The sequence below is a fragment of the Rhizosphaericola mali genome, assembly GCF_004337365.2.
GTDB lineage: Bacteria > Bacteroidota > Bacteroidia > Chitinophagales > Chitinophagaceae > Rhizosphaericola > Rhizosphaericola mali.
Map to the genome: position 1 here is coordinate 1,974,815 of NZ_CP044016.1, position 20,633 is coordinate 1,995,447.

Annotated in this window: 17 protein-coding genes and 1 pseudogene; 4 read left to right on the forward strand and 14 right to left on the reverse strand. The window is 34.3% G+C overall.

Annotated features, from left to right (window positions below; translation table 11 throughout):
• Nucleotides 1–28 precede the first annotated feature (28 nt).
• The 12 genes from E0W69_RS08515 to E0W69_RS08570 all read right to left on the reverse strand — a co-directional run bounded on the left by E0W69_RS08515 (nucleotide 29) and on the right by E0W69_RS08570 (nucleotide 16,217).
• On the reverse strand, nucleotides 29–517 hold the full coding sequence (locus E0W69_RS08515; RefSeq protein ID WP_131329659.1) for a JAB domain-containing protein: 489 nt from the start codon (nucleotides 515–517) through the stop codon (nucleotides 29–31).
• A gap of 284 nt (nucleotides 518–801) precedes the next feature.
• Nucleotides 802–1,389, reverse strand: coding sequence for a hypothetical protein (locus E0W69_RS08520; RefSeq protein WP_131329660.1), 588 nt, complete (start codon nucleotides 1,387–1,389; stop codon nucleotides 802–804).
• A gap of 24 nt (nucleotides 1,390–1,413) precedes the next feature.
• The gene (locus tag E0W69_RS08525) at nucleotides 1,414–2,490 is read right to left on the reverse strand and encodes a relaxase/mobilization nuclease domain-containing protein (RefSeq protein ID WP_131329661.1); all 1,077 of its coding nucleotides are present in this window, start codon (nucleotides 2,488–2,490) and stop codon (nucleotides 1,414–1,416) included.
• A 51-nt stretch (nucleotides 2,491–2,541) separates the two neighbouring features.
• Nucleotides 2,542–2,868: a plasmid mobilization protein gene (locus tag E0W69_RS08530; protein WP_131329662.1), complete on the reverse strand. Its 327-nt coding sequence runs from the start codon at nucleotides 2,866–2,868 to the stop codon at nucleotides 2,542–2,544.
• Between the two features lie 242 nt (nucleotides 2,869–3,110).
• A complete protein-coding gene (locus E0W69_RS08535; RefSeq protein WP_131329663.1) occupies nucleotides 3,111–3,326 on the reverse strand; it encodes a hypothetical protein in 216 nt (71 codons plus the stop codon).
• A gap of 237 nt (nucleotides 3,327–3,563) precedes the next feature.
• Nucleotides 3,564–4,715, reverse strand: coding sequence for a hypothetical protein (locus tag E0W69_RS08540; RefSeq protein ID WP_131329664.1), 1,152 nt, complete (start codon nucleotides 4,713–4,715; stop codon nucleotides 3,564–3,566).
• A 1,486-nt stretch (nucleotides 4,716–6,201) separates the two neighbouring features.
• On the reverse strand, nucleotides 6,202–6,564 hold the full coding sequence (locus E0W69_RS08545; RefSeq protein WP_131329665.1) for a hypothetical protein: 363 nt from the start codon (nucleotides 6,562–6,564) through the stop codon (nucleotides 6,202–6,204).
• A 16-nt stretch (nucleotides 6,565–6,580) separates the two neighbouring features.
• The gene (locus tag E0W69_RS08550; RefSeq protein WP_131329666.1) at nucleotides 6,581–12,964 is read right to left on the reverse strand and encodes an FG-GAP-like repeat-containing protein; all 6,384 of its coding nucleotides are present in this window, start codon (nucleotides 12,962–12,964) and stop codon (nucleotides 6,581–6,583) included.
• Between the two features lie 31 nt (nucleotides 12,965–12,995).
• Nucleotides 12,996–13,427 carry a T9SS type A sorting domain-containing protein gene (locus E0W69_RS08555; RefSeq protein ID WP_131329667.1) on the reverse strand — a complete coding sequence of 144 codons (432 nt, stop codon included), beginning with the start codon at nucleotides 13,425–13,427 and terminating at the stop codon, nucleotides 12,996–12,998.
• A gap of 31 nt (nucleotides 13,428–13,458) precedes the next feature.
• Complete coding sequence (locus E0W69_RS08560; RefSeq protein WP_131329668.1) at nucleotides 13,459–14,589, reverse strand: hypothetical protein; 1,131 nt, start codon at nucleotides 14,587–14,589, stop codon at nucleotides 13,459–13,461.
• A 398-nt stretch (nucleotides 14,590–14,987) separates the two neighbouring features.
• Nucleotides 14,988–16,046, reverse strand: a complete 1,059-nt coding sequence (locus tag E0W69_RS08565; RefSeq protein ID WP_131329669.1) for a tyrosine-type recombinase/integrase — start codon at nucleotides 16,044–16,046, stop codon at nucleotides 14,988–14,990.
• Between the two features lie 15 nt (nucleotides 16,047–16,061).
• Nucleotides 16,062–16,217 carry an Arm DNA-binding domain-containing protein gene (locus E0W69_RS08570; protein WP_131329670.1) on the reverse strand — a complete coding sequence of 52 codons (156 nt, stop codon included), beginning with the start codon at nucleotides 16,215–16,217 and terminating at the stop codon, nucleotides 16,062–16,064.
• A gap of 444 nt (nucleotides 16,218–16,661) precedes the next feature.
• Here E0W69_RS08570 and E0W69_RS20825 point away from each other — a divergent pair.
• Together E0W69_RS20825 and E0W69_RS08575 are read left to right on the forward strand one after the other, a co-directional pair.
• A pseudogene (locus E0W69_RS20825) lies at nucleotides 16,662–16,919 on the forward strand (Arm DNA-binding domain-containing protein); the annotation flags it as partial.
• Nucleotides 16,920–17,897, forward strand: coding sequence for a site-specific integrase (locus E0W69_RS08575; protein ID WP_255478232.1), 978 nt, complete (start codon nucleotides 16,920–16,922; stop codon nucleotides 17,895–17,897). It abuts the pseudogene before it with no gap.
• A 172-nt stretch (nucleotides 17,898–18,069) separates the two neighbouring features.
• Here E0W69_RS08575 and E0W69_RS08580 read toward each other — a convergent pair whose 3' ends face one another.
• A complete protein-coding gene (locus tag E0W69_RS08580; RefSeq protein WP_131329672.1) occupies nucleotides 18,070–18,369 on the reverse strand; it encodes an HU family DNA-binding protein in 300 nt (99 codons plus the stop codon).
• Between the two features lie 161 nt (nucleotides 18,370–18,530).
• On the reverse strand, nucleotides 18,531–18,779 hold the full coding sequence (locus E0W69_RS08585; protein ID WP_131329673.1) for a hypothetical protein: 249 nt from the start codon (nucleotides 18,777–18,779) through the stop codon (nucleotides 18,531–18,533).
• Between the two features lie 231 nt (nucleotides 18,780–19,010).
• Here E0W69_RS08585 and E0W69_RS08590 point away from each other — a divergent pair, with 231 nt between their 5' ends.
• Together E0W69_RS08590 and E0W69_RS08595 are read left to right on the forward strand one after the other, a co-directional pair.
• The gene (locus tag E0W69_RS08590) at nucleotides 19,011–19,937 is read left to right on the forward strand and encodes a hypothetical protein (protein ID WP_131329674.1); all 927 of its coding nucleotides are present in this window, start codon (nucleotides 19,011–19,013) and stop codon (nucleotides 19,935–19,937) included.
• A gap of 161 nt (nucleotides 19,938–20,098) precedes the next feature.
• Nucleotides 20,099–20,320 (forward strand): hypothetical protein, encoded by a 222-nt coding sequence (locus E0W69_RS08595; protein WP_131329675.1) that lies wholly within the window; start codon nucleotides 20,099–20,101, stop codon nucleotides 20,318–20,320.
• The last annotated feature ends 313 nt before the right edge of the window (nucleotides 20,321–20,633 follow it).

Below are 20,633 nucleotides of genomic sequence, written 5' to 3' on the forward strand. Positions count from 1 at the left end.
TAGAAGTAGTCATTATAATTTGAAAAACTCACAAGAGTCCTTCATTTGCAAAAGAGTGATAACTATCAGTAGTAATAATCAAATGATCCAATAGTGTAATATCCATTAACTTAGCAGCGTCTTTTAATCTTTCTGTAATCTTCAAGTCAGCAGGACTTGGCGTAAGATTCCCACTCGGATGGTTATGTGCCACAATAATTTTACAGGCATTCGACTTTAGTGCTACAGTAAGTAATATGCGAATATCTACAATAGTTCCAGCAGTGCCACCTGTAGATCCGTGGTATACACCGAGAACTCTATTAGCATTATTCATCAGTAGCATTTTGAAAGATTCAACAAGTTCCATTTCATCTTCGTTCCAAACGGATCTAAAAAGAGCTAATGCATCTTCCGCCATATTGATTTTAGGTCTTTGTGTAGCTTTTATTTTGTTGCGATAAGATAGTTGAACTTCTTGTAATGCAGACCAATGAGGTTCATTTTCCCTGGTTGCTGTTGAGTTGTAAGTTTTCATGATGTACTGTTTTTGTGTAACAGCTATAAAAGACGGTTCTCTAATAAGAAGGCAGTACGTGGAATAGCGGAGCGTAGTGAGCATATGCCGTCGAAAGCTGCCTGCTTTTTAAAGAGAAGCGTCTTAGCTTAGTGAAGCTAAAAGCAGTACATAAAATCTTACAACGGAAGAAGGAAAAAATTAAACTAGAACAATCATTACAATGAAAAGAAAATTGAATACGTACACAAAATAAACTGTCACGAATTCGTATAAAATATGTGACAGCAAAAGCTAACTATTTGTTATTTCTTCTTTTTTGCTTTACGTTTTTTGGAAGAAGTTTTTTCAGGAATTTTGTTTTGTTCCAAATTTCTAGAAGGATGATCTAAAAAATAGTATGGATTTCTATTGTACACAGAATCTACAGCTCTGATAAAGTTTGGTGCCGCCTGTTGAACATAGTCATACTTTATGAGTAGTTCGTTGTATTGATTGTAACGTGTAAAACTACGCCACCCCAGAAAAATGGATAGTCCCATGAAAAACAATAGAAGAAGCAACCATTTCCAGTCTTTGAAGCTGTGTTCATGGCGGATCCTTTGGTTTTCTGGATCTGCCAATTGTTGAATCGTACGATCTAAGGATCGCTGTAATTTTTCCATGGATTCTGGATGCAACATCTTATCCTCTTTAATGTCCTTTTTGACCACCAAATCTAAAAGCGCTTTCATGTTGTCTACTTTTTTAGGTAGTATTCTCAGACTATAAGACAAGGAATCGGAAAGCTCATTTTGTACTTGAGAGGGTTCTACTTTTTCAACAAGCGCTTTGGTTTCTTGTACTTCTTTTACCAAATCTTTTAATACAATTTCTACTTCAGAAAGATTCATAACGTGAGGATATTAAAGGGTTACTTACATAGATAATTTGATTCTTCTTTTTTCTTTGAGGCGCTTTTTTTCTTCTGACTCATCCATCCCCATCGCACCAAAATAAACGCCATCAATATCTAACTTAAGAGGACTAATCATATAATCAATCAAAGCTTTTTTCACTGTTTCAATAGTTGCACTTTCACTATCATTATTTTTAGATGTTGGATGAACTTGACGAGTCATAAATATATTTCTGTGGTGCAAGGTTGATTGAAGTGTTCCATCATCCACATCTTTCTTTGCCAAAGCAATATTTCTTTCTAATTGCTGTATTTGGGCAAGACTCAATGGAGCTTTCTGTTGTTTTTTATTAAAGGCAATGATCTTCTCAATCTTAGAAAGACTACATCCTAAGGAACTCGCTTTAAAATATATTCCAGAGGATTGATGTACAATTCCCAGTCCTCTTCCCTTATGTAAACTATAACCCACTTTCTGCATATGGGAGATAAATTCCAACATGGACGTTGCCTTATAAAGTGCATTTTTCAAATCCTTCATAGCTTGCAACTGTCGAGTATTCCAATGCTGTTTTTCTGTATTCGAACTATTCAACTTCTGTTTCCAAGTCTTCGGCGTCTTGACTTGTTTTAGATGAAATAGCATTTCACACTTTCGGGCAATATTCATTAATCTTTGCTTGGATTGAAACAGGTTCACTACTTGTCTACCATCAATGGGAGGACGAACAATGATCGCGTGATAGTGATCTTTACTCACCGGACTGCTATGTTTACAAAGTAAAAACATGTTCTTATCCAGTTTGAATTCCTTCATAACCATTGCGGCTAATTGTAATTCCTGCGCTTCATTTAAAGATTCACCTTCACTTAAAGAAAAGATTGCATGAAAAAGAGGCATGCTACATCTTTGGTTATTTAAGCCTAATGCCATCTGCATTTGTGCCACAATTTGATCGGTATGTTCTCCTACAAGTGCATTTTGGAAAATAATTTGAGCTTTTTCTTCCGGATGTTTTAATCCATTTTCTCTAAGTACATAAGAGACCATATTTGAAACAGAAGATGCTTTAGCGGTCGTTTGTTTAGCGATCATACCAGTGATTTTAAAAGTTGAACCTTTGGGAATGCATAAAAAAACATCCGCTTATTGCAGTGTATTTTTTATTTCACCCGCCAGTAAAAGAATTTTTTCACCATAGTATTTGAGTTCATGCTCTGTGATATGTTGGATTTTTCCCTGATGTAAATGACGAACCAATTGATTAAAATTGGAAGCGGTAAGTGTTAATGCTAACACTACTTTGGATACAGAAGCGGGAATGGTTTTACGATACATTTTGATCTCAACATTTCTAGCTGCTTCAATCAAAAAATGAGAAATAGGTAATTCACATTGCCTCGCCTTCGAGGAAATAATACGGTACTCTTCAGGGGTGACGAGTATATTTAAACGACGTATTTTATTTTTCATATACTTGGATTTGAAAATGAATAAATGACGAATGCTACGCCATGAGAGAATAGATAATTTTGGCCGCGCATGAGTACGGCCAACCTGCTTGCTATAGAAAACCAAAGGCTCCTACGACAAGGTTTTAGGATACTGATAATACAGGCTATTTTTACGTCCTTCTAGGAGGTTTTCTGACCATATTATTCCATCTATTTGGTTTAGTTCCCTTTTGAATCCTAAGGCCATTATATAGTTGTAGCTTACAGTTTATCTTTGTTTGCAAGTGAAATCAGTCTGGGCATATCTTCTTCCAAGAATTTTTTTCTGTCGATAAATACACGTCCTCTGGGACAAAATTGTCTGGAATTAATTAGTCCTAATTTACGTTTTTTGATAACGGTCTGCACCGAATAGTGCAGCATATCAGCAATCTGTTTTTGAGAGATGAATTCCTCATTTGTTGTTTCCTTTGTCATAGGGGATATTTTTACTGTAGCGAAGGGATATTCCTTCGTAGTGCAAAGAGAAAAAGAAAACGAACTATATTTTCTATGTACATCTATGTATATGGATGTAGATGAATACTACTATATGAAAATGGTCTTTACTGAATGGAAAACGATGTGTAGCTGATGTAGTTTCTTTAACTATAGTGTAGTCTATTCAACCAAATCTAGCCTTAAGTGATTGAATTTAGCAAATAGGAGAATTTTTTATCTATATCTTTCCAATATCTGTAAAACAAGGGTATATTTTTGAGGATTTTGTCTACCTAGAATTTCCAGAAAGCTTTCTTTTTGATCGCGCATCCGGTTAGCTATAGAGCGACTATCTGCCTGCTGAGGGAAAAGGAATTGTATGAGATTTTCATAATCCTTTAAAGTTCCTTCCTGTTTGCCTTTACCTTTTAAGTTGATCTCGTAGCAGATTCTTGCCGCTCCTAAAAGTAAATTTATGGAACGGACTCCATGGTCAAAATCCCCTGGACGTAGAGTTATAGTTTCTCTACTCGCTGAACTTTGGGTAAAAATACCCTCCACTATTTGGGGCGCAGTAAGTGATTTTTTTTCGTTTTTTAATTGTGGCGCCATACTTAGGTAAGCTTCCCAAACGGACAAAAGATCTTTTTGCTCTGCGGTGGAAGTTACTTTTTGTGGGATGTTTTTACCGAATGAATCTGTCTCAACTTGTATATTTTGGGAGGATGAACTTTCTGGCGTCTTGTTACTTTCCGATGGTGAAAGATTTAGATTTGTACTTTGTGCTCCTTGAATAAGCAAAGATTTGGTGCGGTCGTTATAGTATTTAGCCGTTTGAATATCCACAAAAAGATGGGCACAGCAAATAAGATAAGCTTGTACTTTTCCATAAAATAGGATCCACTCTGGGACAGTTTCTCCGTCATAATGGAAAAGTCGTAGAAGTTCATCTCCGATGTCTTTTAAGAAAGATAACTTACCCTCAATATCTTCCATCCATATTAGCGCTGATGTTTCTTCTTCAAAATCACGCATTCCAATATGGTAACCATTTTGGAAATGGGACATAATTTCTTTGGCTTGTTCCAACGTTATTTCTACATCTGTTCCATTATCACGCACAATATGTTGAGGAGTCCTATAAGGAACAACTATATCAAAAATATCTTGAAAACATCGATCTGTACAAAGAAAATCCATATTCTCTATAGCATAACGTACTATGAAACTATCCAGATTATCAGACCAAAACTCAAAAGTATCCTCTGTTGCAAAGTTTTCAAAAAGTCCATACTTGCCATAAGACAACAAAGGATGCTTACCAAAATACCGATCCAGATATTGGCGGTAGTAACGGTAGTTCAGCTTTTTGAATAAAATGGACATGAAAAATAATTAAAATATGAGCAAGCCTTTTTGCATTTAGGAAAAGATTAATACAGGACGGCTAACATTTACAACAAAAAATATTATGTTCAACTGATTAACAGTATATTTTATACAACAATCCATCTCATTTAAAATTACAAAAAAATTATTATAACCTTAGCGTCTTTTCCTATAAAATACAATCCCTATTTGCAGATTTGCCATACCAAACTATCAAGTATTGAATGCCTCGGATTAACAGTAAAAACGCAAAGTTTGTGAATATAGTCTCTCAAAATAAATAGTTTAGGATATTAAAAAGTACAATTTTAGAATTTAAAATTGATAGATCTGTCTTCAATCGAAGAAAGATATTGTTTTACTTAACAGAACAAGTGCACAAGCAAATAGTGGGTGTACTCAAAGAAATATAACGTTTTTTGTGGCAAATATTATCCCTTTGAATATTTGTAAAATGTGGACCTTGATCATTCAACAATCTAAATGAAAGAATTCCAAATAGCACCATCAAAAGGGTTATTTAATTTAAAAAATCGTTGGTTTTGCAGATACAAGATTCAGTCATTTCAGCCATCGCTGTAGTCTAACACATAGATATGATCTGTCGTGCAGTACATGATACTCATTTTATTGAAGATCTTACAAAATGAAATGCACTATTGTACTATCATTGTTGACAAAGGCTAAATTACCAGTACTCAACAACTGGATCTGTTTAGACAGGTAAACATTTAACTGGAAGTACTCATGAGAACCAACCAACCAACACAACTGTAGTGCTCATCCGCATATCATCAGAAAAACTAGGAAAAGAATAGAATCATTTTTATCTCAACTTTACGGATATTTCATGATATAAAGAAATTTTGCTAAATCTTTTAATGGGTTCAAAACTAGAATACTGAACAAAATAACCTCTACAACTATTATACAATTCTTATCTTAAACAAAACCGTTTTTAAACGAAACTTAAATAACCTAAAAATAAATATTGTCTATAGTATTATTAACCTATGACTTTTTAATCCATGAGAATATTACGTTTAAATAAATCATCTTTTTTCAATGACTAAATTTTCATACTTTATCTTAAGTTTTTATAAACATTAATGTTGTTAAATTATGTTTATGAGTAAAAATTGCTTGTTCTATGACATTTAACTTACAACCGGAAGATTCAAATGTTATTTTCCCGTATCCAGTGTAAAAATAAAATCCCATAATGTCACTTCTTTTTTTGATGATAATCGAGGATTTAATTTTTCTATTCCTAATTTATTAATGCCAATATTATTTTTAAACTATAAAGAAACCTTTAGATTTAAAACATATTATTCAATAAAGATAATGCAATTTTATCCATATTTGACCCTAAATAAATAAATTCTTATTCAAATAAATTGGTAATTGTTTTAGCCTTTTGAAATTCACCTAAAAGAATTTTAAACATTAAACTTTGATTAGAATGAATTTCCAAATGATACTAAATCGATTTAAGTTTCCAAGTTTTAGATATTATAAAAATTTCACTTCCTGTAGAGGCCGTTTTAATCACATAACATGTTAATGCTTGATCAATTATTAAATTTAATATTTGAAAATTAAAATTTAATTCTTTTAGTTGATCTGCACTTAAAATGTAAGCATCTGAAATAGATTCATGTGCTACTACATCAAAGTTCATACTTAGTTTTAAACAATAAACATCTTCAAAAATAATAATCCCTAATCCCACATCATACCAATCCACTTCAACAACAACAGAATCTTTTTTTCCTGCTGTGCTTCTATCAATCACTATTTTTCTAATAACTGAATCGTTCCAATATAAATCATCAAAATTCATAAATATTAAATTTAAATTACCACCAAGGCCATCTTTTCACATCAAATATATGTTCCTTTTCTCCATTTAAATGAAAATGACTATCATTTGGACCTTTTTTATTAATTGGTGTTGCAGGATCAATTCTTACTTTTGATTCAAACTTTCCACCTTCATTTATAAATCCGTAATCTCCAGCCCTACGTTGATTCTCAATAAACTCAGTTGGAATTTTTGCTCCTTTGGGAAGAGCTATTCCATCTTTAGTGACAATGATGACATCATTACTTGAAGTTTTAGCATTATTTACAATACTTGTAGATACAAATAGCTTACCACCTCCAGGTTCCGTAATTACACTATTTGTATTAGATGTTGTATTTTCTTTGGGCATTTGTTTCAACCATTCACCATCATAGAGATCACTTAATATAATACGTGTATGAGATTTTCCAACTCCTGTTAATATGTTTTTCCCTCTTATGACTGAATTTAGACCACTGCCTACAGCACCACCAATCGCACCACCAATCGCTCCTTTGCCAGCACTCTTTAATCCATCTGCAACAGCATCGCCGAAGCCATTACCATCTGCAACACTTTGAACTGTTCCAGTTAAGGTACTAGTTACTGCACCGCCAGCCGAAGTTTTTAATATATTAGATATGATTCCATCAGGAGGAAGATTAAAATTACCTGGAATATTAACTTTAGTTAATAAGTCTCCAACTTTTTCTCCAATTTTCCCTCCAATATAAGCAGATGCCGCTCCAGATGCAGCTCCTAATATTGCATCTTTTAACCCTCCGCCTCCAATAGCTGCATTAATTCCCCCTGTTATAGCTCCGCCTAATACATAATTTCCAGTTGAGCCAGTAACAAAACCGCCAGCAAAACCAGAGCCAAAATATTCCAAAGCTTTCAATGGAGATATTCCACTTGACAGATTTGAAACTACATTCCAGACTCCACCGATAGCTCCTCCAATAACTCCAGAAATTAGATTAAATATATTTCCATCTGGATCATTATAAATTAGCGGATTATTTAGTGCATAACCAAATCTATTATAGCCTTGTGTATTCAGTGGAGTTGGCACAAAATTATCTGGGCTCATCATTCTACCTTGGACAGGATCATACATCCTGCCGTTCATATTTATGAGTGCAAATTCTTTTAAGTGCTCATGTCCTGTGTATCCGCGGTAGAGCCAATCTGGAACTTCTGTAATGTTATCATATGTCCAAGTTGTAGCATTTCGTTTACGTCCCCAAGCATCAAAATTCTGTTCTGCAACTACAACCCCTGCGCTGTTGGTAACTGTTAATATGCTTCCCAGATAATCTGTATAAGTATAATATACATCCGTGGTACTACCTGTTTTTACAACAATTGCACAAAGTCCATTGCCTGCCGGGATATAATGAATATCTTTTGTAGTTCCTGATGAGGATTGCAGCCTTTCCATATCACCAAAATAATATTTGGTTTCTGTGATCGCACCACTATGAGATAATACACTTTTAATACGCTGATAATCACTACCGTAACTATATTCCAAATCATACTCATTCTCGGAGACTTTCAACGTTTTTTGAAAAGGGGTATAAGTGATATCCTGCTGTGTCTGTGCTATGGTGACTGGAGGGGAATTTGCTCCAGCGGGATTAGTAATATAAGCTACAGCATTTACCTTAGTGCTATTGTAAACATACTTTCCTGCATCAGTTTTCTCCGTAATATTTCCTAGGCTGTTTCCTGTACTACCATCATATGTCAAGGCTTGTGTTTGTACACCATTTAATTTAACGGAAGTCAACCTATTGAGATTGTCATAGTTAAAATCCTCCGTCATATTTTTGATTTGATCCTTTCGTTGTGTAAGGTTGCCGTTCAACGGATCAAATGCAAAAGATAAATTTTGCACATCATTTGTGATGTACTGACTAGGGGTTCCTGTCGCTAAGTTATAGGTTTCGGTCGAGGATTTTCCATTCCCTTTGCTATAAGCCGTATAATACCCCAAGCTATTCATTGCCGTAGCTGTAAATAGAGTTGTAGCACTTGTCCCTTCTCCTAATTTAACCTGCATTTCAATACCATTGTGGTCAAATGTTCTAGAAATGGATACTCCTGTGGAATAAACACACTTTATAGGATTGCTATAAGCGTCATAGCTGTATTGGCTTGTAAATAAAATTCCTTCAACGGTCTTCTTTTGAAGAGAGAGACGCATTAGGTTATCATAGGTATATTCTTGTAAATCCCCAGCAAAGCCAGTGATTTTTGAAAGATTGTCACTGCTTAATCCATTTGCTTGATCACTCCAATATTCATAATTAGTACTGCCTTCACTACCTGTTCTAGTTATGGTTCTACCAAACAGGTCATATGTCATGCTTGTTACTTTTCCAAGGGCATCGGTTTGCTTGATTAATTGACCTAAACCATCATACTCGTAAGATGTTAACCCTGCATTTCGATCAGACAAACTAGTTTGTTTTCCATATTCATCATAGACTGATGAAGTGACTACTGATCCATTCAATTGCGTTTGGGTAATATTCCCCTGACTATTGTAGGTATAATTTAAAGTCCCTCCATTGTCGTTGGCTGTTATTATTTTTCCTGTCGCATCTTCCGTCTTTGTACTGGTTTGTCCTGCCCCATTTGTAATTGTTGTGCTAAATTGTCCCGCCGAAAGCTTAGAGTATGCATATTGGCTAGTCACTGTTCCATTGGTGGATTGGGTTAATCGTGCCAGATTATCATATTGATTTGTTGTAGTAATAGTTTGTTCACTACTATAATGGGGGCTTGTCTGACTGGTGACCAATCCTTTTTCATCATATACCGCGGTAGAGGTAAGTAAGGCATCATTAAAACCAGATATATCAGTTCGCACGACTCTGCCCAAAAGGTCATAATATACTTTTTTGTTGCTACCCCCTCCTGGTCGTGTGACATTTAAAGAATACCTGCCAATGGAACTTTCCCAGGACCAAGTTTCATCAATGGAATATCCTTCAGGTAATGTTGTGCTTTTTTTACGTTCAAAAGCATCATAGGTGTAAGATGTTAATAGCCCATCTGGAGCTTTAATACTTGCAATGTCCCCAAAAGTATTATCATAAGTTAAAACCGTCTTCTTGGAAATACCTGAACCAACCATTTCCTTCTGTAAAAGATACCTACCCGTATTGTCATACGTAAAATTCGATACACGGCTATCTATGCCTGCTGATGAAATCGAACTTTGAGTGATATTTCCAAAACCATCATAGACATTGGAGGTTGTAACGGCCTTGCTTTTTCCTGCAAAATCAGTTTTGGATAATACGTTACCTTTTGTATCATAAGTAAAAGAGGTCGAATTATTTATTGTAGCCTGTCCAGATCTTGTTTTATTGATCGTCACATTTTCTGGAAGACTAGGGTAAGGTGTACCATGTATTCCATAAGAAATCGTTGTTACGGAGGTCTCTATTGGAGAAACTATTCCTGCTGCGATGGATCCTATTTTCACTGTAGAAGCAAGTATATTACCATAATCATCATATGTATTGGACGTTTCTGAAGCAGCTCCCGTAGCTCCATTATAGGATACTGTTTTTAAATTTCGATAAACATATCTTTTATCAAAAACATTATTTGGATTCAGTCTTAAGAGAGTATCTGTAACCTTACTATCAGTAATTGTATCATTATCCAATACGGTGTACGTGTGGGTTGGGTGAAGCACATTAACAGAGTAGCTATAGCTTTGTTCTGTTCCAGCCAATAGGCCAGTGGACGATTCAGCTTGTGTGTAACTTTTATAACCCAAAAAACCACGGGTTTTCTTAAAGGAAGCATCAGTATAGTGATATGAAATTCCATTTAATCCGCTTGAACCTACTCCATTGGATTTAGTTTTTTGGTTAACCACATACATGGGTACATTGTAGACATTATAGGGATTCCCATTTCTAAGGTTAGTAACTTCCGTGTTAGTATTATCGTCGTATTGATAGAACCAACTCCTTGAATAAATATTGTTATTTATATTTATTAATGAATAGGAGAAATTTTCCTGTCCTCCTAAACCATTTGTCGCCTTAGTTAAAAATAATTCTTCCTTAAATGGTTTTGGATAAATAAATGTTCCTTGGTTACTACTGTTTACACTTAGTATATCTGGCTTGCCATCACCATTATAATCCCCAACAACTGTATTCGCAGTTGTGCTACCATTTAAATTCCCAATGGATGTATTGTAAGACTCTGTAATGAAAGAACTCCCATTACTATAATAAATATTGTGCTTGGAGGTTGTTGAGGATAAATCCAAAGATTGCCATACATCCGTTTTCCCATCCCCATTAAAATCCCCAAGGACGATATGATGGGCACTACCTCCATTGTCCTGTGGTAAATAGGGTCTATTTGCCCAAACAAAAAAGGTCGAGACATAAGGATTGGTTGGATTTCCCGTGCTATTGGCTACATACCAGGATCCAGCAGAATTATCTTTTGTATCCCTATAAAATATATCCATTTTTCCATCTCCATTAAAATCTCCTGTAAAAAGAGGCTCATCTCCATAGAAATTGAGTGTTTGTCCAAGATTTTCACATGCATATTGATAACCGGTAGCAGCAGAAACAGGGTGTATTGAAAATATGTTTGTTTTATTTTCAATTGAAACCAACAATTCTTGTTTCCCATCCCCATCAAAATCGGATGCAAGCAACTGTCTAGCAGCGGCAATGCTTTGCGTAGTTCCATCTCCACCAACAAAATTTAAAATTTCTTGGTTTACGATTCCTTTTTGTGGACTGTTAAAGAAGGCCTTAAAGTCCGTAGTTGGAGTCTGTCCTAATATCAAAATATAATCAAGAGCTCCATCTCCGTCAAAATCTCCAGAAACAAAGTTATTGCCATAAGAGGACGTAGAATTACTATAGTAGGTATATCTAAAATCCTGAGTGTATTGTGGCAAATGGGGAACCGGGTAAGACTTTGTGATGTAAGAGGCTCCAGTATATATACTATAATACCTTGAATAATTAATATCCACACCTAGGCAAATCAGCTGACCATTTGCAGAAAAGTTATTTCTTACCATCAGGGCATCTTCTTTTCCGTCTCCATCATAATCCATGGTTAAATAGCCATTATTTGATCCTGCTGGAATAGAGTTCCCGAATGACCGAGTACGTCTACCATTTACATTTATTACATTGTTGCCTGTGCTGTTGGGAATTGTATAATTATAAAAAAATTCAACAGAAGGGCTACCTGCATAAGAACTAAATTCGCTTAATACATCATAAGACAAATCATGTCTCATCCCATTTTGGTCATAACTATAGTTGACAGATAACAAATCCTGTTTACTGTCACCATTAAAATCACCAGCATAGATATTGCCTCCATGCATGTTTTCATATCGAATGCCAGGAACGGAAACGTCCTGAGCCTCTAGATTGGAACCATAATTAAATATAAGAGGGTTCAATGAATTACCATCTGAACCTTTTTCTGAGACAGATTTCAAAAGGTACAGCTGTCTCAATTGGGTATAGGCAAAATCATAAGATCGAATGGTTGTCCCATCTTTAATGATATTTATGTTCGAAAGGGTAAATGCATCTTTTAAATCGTATCCACCAACATATTTTGAGCTCGTTTCCCAATATTGTTTGACATTATAGAGGAATTGCACATTTATATTCGTTGATACCCCCATTGCGTCATTACCACTATAAAGAATATTGGCCAATTGATATGTTCTATCTGTTTGATTTAAACCATAGGTGAATGTTTCGTAATTTCCATTTAAATCAGTTACTTTATTTAAGAACCAAACCATTGTACTATAAATATTATTTGTAGCCATGGTTGTATTTGCTCCATGGCCATATTCAAGCACAGTACCGGTCTTGGTGGTAACTTTAAACCATTCTGGTCCTGTTGTTTCTGTGCCACCAAAGCTTTCTATTTTTGAATATTGCTCGTTTTCAGTTCCATAGGTGGTACCATTGGCCCCATTATTTCCAGAAGTACTGAACAATCTTTGACCATCCAATAAGAACGCATCATTTGTATTTGTATAGTTAACTCCTGTTGCTTTTCCATTATAATAATAGTTATTGCCAGCACGGGTTATCATGGACATGCATGATAAATTCCATCCAAATCCAGCAATTCCATCTCCAGCCTGATTGTTATAAGCTAAATTAATGTCTGGCTGCATATTATTTATCCCTGGAAGAATTTTAATAGGTATATTATAAGTGGATCCTCCCGTAGGTGAGACATCCCCAGATCCCTCCGGACTACCAACAGGTTTACTCAAATCAATAGTCTGAGCAGATACATTGGCTATTTGGAATAATAGAGAAACCAAAAACAACCAAATTAATGGGCGAATTTTCATTGCAATTATTATTTGTTCTATTAACAGTATATTATTTCTTGATCACTTTTTGAGTAAACAAAGTCTGATTGTCTTTTATTTGTAATATGTACATTCCAGATGGATAAGACGAAAGATCCAAAGATATTTGGGCTCCACTTTTAATTGTACTCTGTAAAGTACGCCCTGACATATCTGTGAGTATAATTGATGCATTATTTAAAGCATTTGTAAACTCTACAGTTATTCTACCTGATGTAGGATTTGGATAAAGTCTGGTTACTTTTTGAATATTGGAAAAATTTATGGTATTTTTCATTTGAGTATTACCTAAACTTCCATTATTACAAATATATTTTCTTTCAGTTCTATTTCCGGCAGCATCATAACTGTAAACTACCCCGCAGGTATTCGCAGGTAGAGATTGCGTGTAGCACTGTTTTGTTAGCAGTACAAAACAGCTTAAGAGTATAGTTTTAAGCATAAATTTTGGTATTTATATTTTGCTTTATAGATTAAAAAGTCAGCATTCCTGTGCGCATATCAATTTTTGTAGCAATAGGGTCTACGATAGCAGATTTTGATTCAGCTCTGTCTTTTTTCGTATTAAGAATTAAAGTTCTTTTTCTCTCATAAGGATTATTGTCCCCATTCCAGTAGGCCCCAACTGCCCTGCGCCACAATATGGCTTGGTTTTTCCTTATAGGGAAATCGACATATTTCGAAAGAATAAAATAATTCCCCTTTTTTTCAATAGGAATTAGCTTACTGCCTTCCATTTTATATAATTCGTTTGCGCCAAAACACACGCCCCACGCATTAGTAACTGTTACTATTGAACTATCCGTCCCAAGATAATTAAGTTTAATATCTCCATTTTCTTTCAGCGTGTCAGGCTCCAACCAAAAATAAATTGCATTGGATATAGGCTTATTATTCAAAAAATCCTTAAAGGTTTTAAAAATGCCTTTATTAACCAATGAATCTTTAATAATATTAGTATTTATATTACCTCTATTGGCCAATAAAGAATCTATTGAAACGGAAGCCTCATTATTGGACTGTAATGACAAATTGGAAATTCTATTTGATGGAGATTGACGTGTGTTTTGAATTAATGCAAGCGAGGTATTGCGAATAAAGTGTGCCATAGAATCTAAACCTATGGAATAATTATTACTATCGACCATTGGCAAGTTCATTAAGGTGTCAATGGTTATCAATTTCAAGAATTTACCCGTTTTTTTCTCCATAGAGGCAAACGGTTTATATACGTCAGCGTTTAAGTGAGAAAATAAATAAAGTCCAGAACTGTCAGTCGTAAATGTTAATTCATGACATAGCCAAACTATATTAGATAATTGCTCCTTGTTGGTAAGGTTTGGATTAAGTAAGTTGGTAAAATAACGACCTAAACTATCTTGAAGCAGCAATTCTTGATTATAATTACCTTGCTTGTTATTGATATATCCCAGTGATAGTGAGTTAACCTGGTCTGTTTTAATTGTAATGTATAAAGAGTCAATATTTTTCAATTTATTTGCATGTAGTTTTATCTCATATGCCTGCTCTATTTGACTAAAAAGTATTTGTGGTAAAGAAACAAATACAATCAAAAAGGGGAAAAAAGGGTTCAGTTTTTTCACGTTTATATTAAAGTTTAGGATGAAATCAATTTCGTTTTGAAATAAACATTTTGGTATTAGACCGTCAAAAATATAGTTTAAATTTTCTTTTGATTTTAATAAAGCAAGTTAATTTTTAAAATCTAGGGCTATCACAATAACGATGAAAGAATTTCTATTAAAAAACTAAATTGATTAAGATTTAATATTTTTTTTGTTTCAAATGTAAATATTTTTTTAGTAGAAATTTTAATATTTTATCATTATTATTTTATTATGAGAAATATGTAAAGGATTTTGTACTTATTGTATGAAATTAAATTTTGATCCGTTTATTAATCAAATTATTAAGTTCACTTTCAAATTTGAAAGAATAAATAATTGAAAATTAAGTTAGTCCGTTATGGATTTTCTTAATATTATTTAAAAATATCTTCCATTTCCTTTATAGCATTAATTCTTTTGGATTTGACATAAGACATAAAAGTTCTTTCTGAGTTGTGACCAGTGATGGCCATTATAGTTTGTATATTAATACCTCTTTTATACATATTTGTTGCAAAACTCCTTCTAGCAGTATGTGTAGTAACAAGACTATAAAAAGGTTCATTCATGGAAACCTTTCGCCCACCCTTAGTTATAGAGTACGCAATATCATCAGTAAAGCCTGCCATTTTTACAATATCTTTAATCCTTCTATTAATTTGCCATTCGCTGATTGAATTTGGCAAAATCCCTCCATATTTGACAATAGTTTTCTTCACGATGGGATGTAATGGAATATCGATATATTCAGAAGTCTTTTCACCTCTTATCGAAATTAGGTTTCCATGGATATGGCTTTTGGAGATTTCCAACAAATTACCAACTCTCAAACCTAACCAGCAGGATGCTACAAATAAATCCCGGATGACTTCATCTTGTGGAGTATTTTCTAAGTGCAGTTTATTTAAGGTTTTTATCTGGTCTTCTGACAGATAAACTGAGAAACTCTCTTCTGATGTCTTTTTGAAGCGTTTGCTTTTAAATTTGAAGTTAGAGTGCAGTTCCCTTTCTTCCGCCTCTGCCATAAAGAATTTGATATGCTTTACTTCTTTACCTATTGTATTTACTGAATACTCTTTTTCCATTTGACAATAAGAAACATAGGCATTATAAAAATCCATGTCAATACTTTCAAAATGTACAGGTCTTTTATAACACTCTTTTTGAAAGGACTTCAAATTCTTGAATGTTGTTCGGTATTGCGCTAATGTACCAGATGTGCGGTTGAGTGTCGGAATTAATTTTTCCATGAATTGTATAAGACTTCCACCTTCTGACAAATCTATTCGGACTTTTTCCACCTTATTTATCTCAACTTGCTTTATTTGCTGCTTGAATTTTACAAGTATATCTTGTTCCTGATTCTGTATCAGATCTGTTAGTTTGGAAACTGCACTTGCACCAAAGAATTGTAGATAATTATTAAATTCCATCGTTTCGGCAGAGGTTCACCTTGCTCGTTGTGCATTTTCATTCCAATTTGTTGGTTTTATGACCTTGCCTGTGCTTATGGTAATTCTTTTACCATGACAATACAAATAGAGCATTACCGTTGAACGTCCTTGTTTGTTGAGTTTATTACTGAGATAAAAACGAGGTTCCATGGCGATATTTTTTTTACTTACAATTACTTACAGTATTTTGGATATTTACTTACAATAAAGATAATCTATTTTCACAAAATATATTATAACTATTTGGTAAATAATTAATTATATTAATTTCTATTAAAGTATATTCAACTCTATTTATGCAAAATAAGTCCCAGCGGGATCACAGAAAGCAGTAAAACGAAGTTAAACTGGTTTCAATAAAATTAAAAAAGCCGTGTAAATCAATAGATTACACGGCTTTTTCGTTAAGTGTCATTAACTTGAATATTTGAATAATTAAGATCTCAGAGGTTAGCAAATAGGTTAGCAAGATTTTGACTAACTTGTGCTAACCTTTGAAAAACCGAAGTGCTTATCCACATTACGTTTAACAGGGTTAAGACAGGTATGAAAAAGTAAACTTTTCCTGTTTTAACCACAAAAAAAATGTTGGTTATGGCAAAACTTAATTCCACCTTGTCCATCTTATTTTGGCTGAACCGCCAAAGAGGCAAAAACGAAAATTTCCCCATCTACGCCCGTATCACTTTGAACGGTAAAAGAATGGAACTTTCAACGCATGTTTATGTAAACCTGCTACAATGGGATCAAAAGAACCAGCGCGTAAAGGGAACAAGCGAACTGTCCCGTAAAAGCAATGCATCACTCATACAAATGTCGGGTACCTTGCAGGGACTTTACACAAAACTATCAATGCTGGATGGTTGCGTATCATTGGAAGATTTGAAGAATATTTACTCTGGTAAGAAATTCAATCAGAAAAGTTTGTTGGATGCTTTCACATTCCACAACAAAAGATTTTTGGAAAAGGTAGCATCTGGTCGCAATAGTGACCGTACCTACAAAAGGTATGAAATAACAAAAGAGAAAGTTTCAACCTTCTTAAATGAACAATATCAGTTAGACGACCTACCGTTGTCTCAAATACAGTTTGGCTTTGCTTCTGATCTAGAGCATTACTTGTGTAATGTGACCAAGATCGGAATCAATACCGCCATGAAATACATCAAAATTACAAAACAGGTTTTAAAATTGGCTGTTGACCAAGGTTGGATAACCAACAACCCTATCGGAGGATTTAAATGCAGCTACGAAAATCCGCAGAGGGAAATCTTGACCATGGCTGAAATCGAAATGATATACAACAAACCCTTACTTCCAAGACTAGGACAGGTAAGGGATGTATATATTTTCTGCTGTTTCACAGGACTGGCATTTACCGACGTCTGTGAACTTACATCTGGTAATATCAAAATAGGTATTGACGGAGAAAAATGGATCATGACGGACAGGCAAAAAACAGGAACGTCGGAGGAAGTGCCGCTCTTGCCGGTTGCGTTAGAAATTCTGGACAAGTATAGTTCGAATTTGTTACTACAAAGAAAGAAACAATTACTCCCTTTGTGTAGCAATCAGCGTTTCAATGGCTACTTACAGGAAATTGCAGACATCTGTGGTATAGACAAACATCTTACATCACATACGGCTCGACATACTTTCGCCACCACCGTAACACTTGAAAACGACGTACCCATAGAAACGGTCAGTCGGATGCTTGGTCACAAAAGCATCCGAACCACACAGATCTATGCGAAAATCACCCGAAAGAAGATTAGCAACAATATGCGCACTTTAAAAGACAAACTTAAAATGGGCAGAGAAGCATACTAAGTATAAATTAAACATATATGTCAATTATAAATATGTATTTATTTAGTTTTTAAAGGACTAGATAGGCTTGACTAAGTATACTATAAAAACAAAATGGTACTTACAGTACCATTTTGTTTGATTTTTTAAATCTACAGGAAAATCAAACTAGTTTATTACTAAAATCATTGTATTATTTCTTAGTTTTTTTCTTTGGCTTTACATTTAAAGCTTCACTGACAGCTTTGCCAGCTTTAAATTTAGCCACTTTACTAGCTTTTATTTTGATAGTCTCACCAGTTTGAGGGTTACGACCATCACGTGCTGAACGTTCGGATACACTAAATGTACCAAAGCCAATTAATGTAATAGAATCACCACCGGCCAATGTTTCGGTTACTGATTGGGTAAATGCATCTAATACTTTAGTAGCATCAGTTTTAGTTGTACCTGATTTAGAAGCCAACAGATCTATTAATTCGGATTTGTTCATGAGGATATGAGTTTTAAAATTTAAATTTAGAATTTCAATTTACACAAACAGTGCCAATATCCAAACACATCAGTCACCCTTACATAATTCATCCAAGGATTAATCCTTCTAATGTAAGATATACTCTGTGAAATTTAATTTTATATGAGCAGAATTTTAAATTATACATCTGCGATAGTTTCTAAGGAGCGAATAATATTTTCGACCAAGACATTATCCAGAACAATATCTTTTTGCTCTAGAGTTGTAGTAAGTATTCGAAAATTTCGATCATCATCCCTTTCAAATATCAATTCTTGTCCATTAACAATAATGTGAAACTTATAGTCGTAACCGAAAGTAACCAAACGACTATTAAAACTTATTTCCTCTCCATTATGGATAACAGGCAGTTCAAAAAAATGTTCCATGCTTAGAAATCAACAAAGATAATTATTACCTAGATAGTAATTAAAGGTTGAAAATCGGCATTTCTAAAACGATCCAAAATTTCGGACCTGAATTGATGTCTAGACAAAATTAAAATGTATCAAAGACAAGGACAAGATTAGCAATGTTTTATTTTAATAACTAGTACATAATAGTCAAAAGAAGTACAAATAGAAAGGAAGATGCTCCATCATTCAAATCTATTAGTTAATATGCGTAAATTAGATAATCAATCAATTATCCCAATCATGACACTTATCCCTAATTTTTCAGGCGGCTTGTTTTGGCGTACCATGAAGGCTTCCTTTTTTGGTAGAATAGAAACGTCCAATCAGCCAGGCAACTTCAAACCCTATTTCCAATACCAAATAGGAAAGAACAATACCGGGTATGATTTGTTCTTTTCCAAGGAGCCTAATGCGCAGCAGTATTACAACGAAGCATTTGGTAAGATGGCAGGCTACTTACCCATTGAGATTTCTGATTTTCTTTCCTACCATTATCAGGCGTACACCAACAATGAAGAATTTTTACATTTCCTGACATTAGAATTAGCACACAGAATAAGAAATGCAGGTTCTCAAGCATACAGAAAAAAACTCGAAATAGCCGTAGATTGGCTAAATACACAAAATGATACACGTTTGGAGGTAGACAGAAATGCTATGAGAGTGTCTGTAAGAGCAGATTTGGATACGGTTTTAGCACAAAGCGAAAAAGAGGCTCTATCTCCAGAACGGATGGAGGAAATTGTTGGAAATCTAGTATCCAGAATGGAAGTGAAAATGAATAGCATCATAGATTCCGCAGAAAATGAAATACAACAGATTACTAATGGCTTTAGCACGGGAAATATAAAAATATCTAATCCGGAACAAGAAGATCTGATTATACGATTCTTTATATTGCTACAACAGGTACAAGCTCCTAGTTCTAACAATAATGAACCTTTAAGATATTTGTTTGCATGTTTTTCTAAAACAGATTTAGCGACTTTCCTACGAATGCACTTTGAAGCCTTCAGAAATTACAAGACGAGCACCCTCCAAAAGATGATTACCATACAACAAGAGCGAATCAAACCTCAACATGAAAAGGTAAAGAAACTGGAAGAAGCAATGGTTAGCTTTTTTTATTGAGCTTTTACAGGATGTATAATACAATTGAAACATAGATTAATATAAAAGAGTTAGTTCAAGTTTGGTTTTAAATAAGAGAAGTTAGCCTGCTATGGAAATCAGTAGATAAATATTTAATTTTGGATAGATAGAACATGATATAATCATTCAATTTGTGAATTATGGAAGAAACACTTAAAGATTTAAAAGACGAAGAATTGGTTTCCTTTGGAACTATGGATAAGTCCCCTTCGAATATGTCTGAAAAGGAATATGAAGAATGGAAAATAAAAAGTAAAGACTTTGTGCGAGAATATCTCTTTTCCATTAATCAACCACTTGTCTATGAAAAGGACGGCGTGATGGTTGCAGAGTATAAAGATGGAAGAATTGAAAAAGTATAGCTACCATGGCTAGGATTTACATTCTCGCAGGCGCTCCTGGTGCGGGGAAAGTACATCTGGTAGACTCTTCATACCCATGGGAATGGAAATTCTGGACTCTGATGATATGTCGCTAAGGTATAAAATAGCGGGCTATACCGATTTCAGAGAAATGGGGCAGCTTAAATTCATGGATATTTAATAATAGACTTTTCTCTAATGAGAATTTTGCCATAGAACTCAATCTTGGGTTTGATCACCATTACAATTATGTAAAAAGAATTAAACAGGTCAATTCTGAAAATGAAATAATAGTTGTACGGTTCCATACGGA

Coding starts and splice junctions, on each gene's coding strand:
- E0W69_RS08595 (WP_131329675.1), top strand. CDS start 20,099: ATGGAAGAAACACTTAAAGATTTAAAAGACGAAGAATTGGTTTCCTTT.
- E0W69_RS08535 (WP_131329663.1), bottom strand. CDS start 3,326: ATGACAAAGGAAACAACAAATGAGGAATTCATCTCTCAAAAACAGATT.
- E0W69_RS08545 (WP_131329665.1), bottom strand. CDS start 6,564: ATGAATTTTGATGATTTATATTGGAACGATTCAGTTATTAGAAAAATA.
- E0W69_RS08570 (WP_131329670.1), bottom strand. CDS start 16,217: ATGGAACCTCGTTTTTATCTCAGTAATAAACTCAACAAACAAGGACGT.
- E0W69_RS08585 (WP_131329673.1), bottom strand. CDS start 18,779: ATGGAACATTTTTTTGAACTGCCTGTTATCCATAATGGAGAGGAAATA.
- E0W69_RS08540 (WP_131329664.1), bottom strand. CDS start 4,715: ATGTCCATTTTATTCAAAAAGCTGAACTACCGTTACTACCGCCAATAT.
- E0W69_RS08520 (WP_131329660.1), bottom strand. CDS start 1,389: ATGAATCTTTCTGAAGTAGAAATTGTATTAAAAGATTTGGTAAAAGAA.
- E0W69_RS08525 (WP_131329661.1), bottom strand. CDS start 2,490: ATGATCGCTAAACAAACGACCGCTAAAGCATCTTCTGTTTCAAATATG.
- E0W69_RS08590 (WP_131329674.1), top strand. CDS start 19,011: ATGCGTAAATTAGATAATCAATCAATTATCCCAATCATGACACTTATC.
- E0W69_RS08580 (WP_131329672.1), bottom strand. CDS start 18,369: ATGAACAAATCCGAATTAATAGATCTGTTGGCTTCTAAATCAGGTACA.
- E0W69_RS08575 (WP_255478232.1), top strand. CDS start 16,920: ATGCTGGATGGTTGCGTATCATTGGAAGATTTGAAGAATATTTACTCT.
- E0W69_RS08555 (WP_131329667.1), bottom strand. CDS start 13,427: ATGCTTAAAACTATACTCTTAAGCTGTTTTGTACTGCTAACAAAACAG.
- E0W69_RS08515 (WP_131329659.1), bottom strand. CDS start 517: ATGAAAACTTACAACTCAACAGCAACCAGGGAAAATGAACCTCATTGG.
- E0W69_RS08550 (WP_131329666.1), bottom strand. CDS start 12,964: ATGAAAATTCGCCCATTAATTTGGTTGTTTTTGGTTTCTCTATTATTC.
- E0W69_RS08565 (WP_131329669.1), bottom strand. CDS start 16,046: ATGGAATTTAATAATTATCTACAATTCTTTGGTGCAAGTGCAGTTTCC.
- E0W69_RS08530 (WP_131329662.1), bottom strand. CDS start 2,868: ATGAAAAATAAAATACGTCGTTTAAATATACTCGTCACCCCTGAAGAG.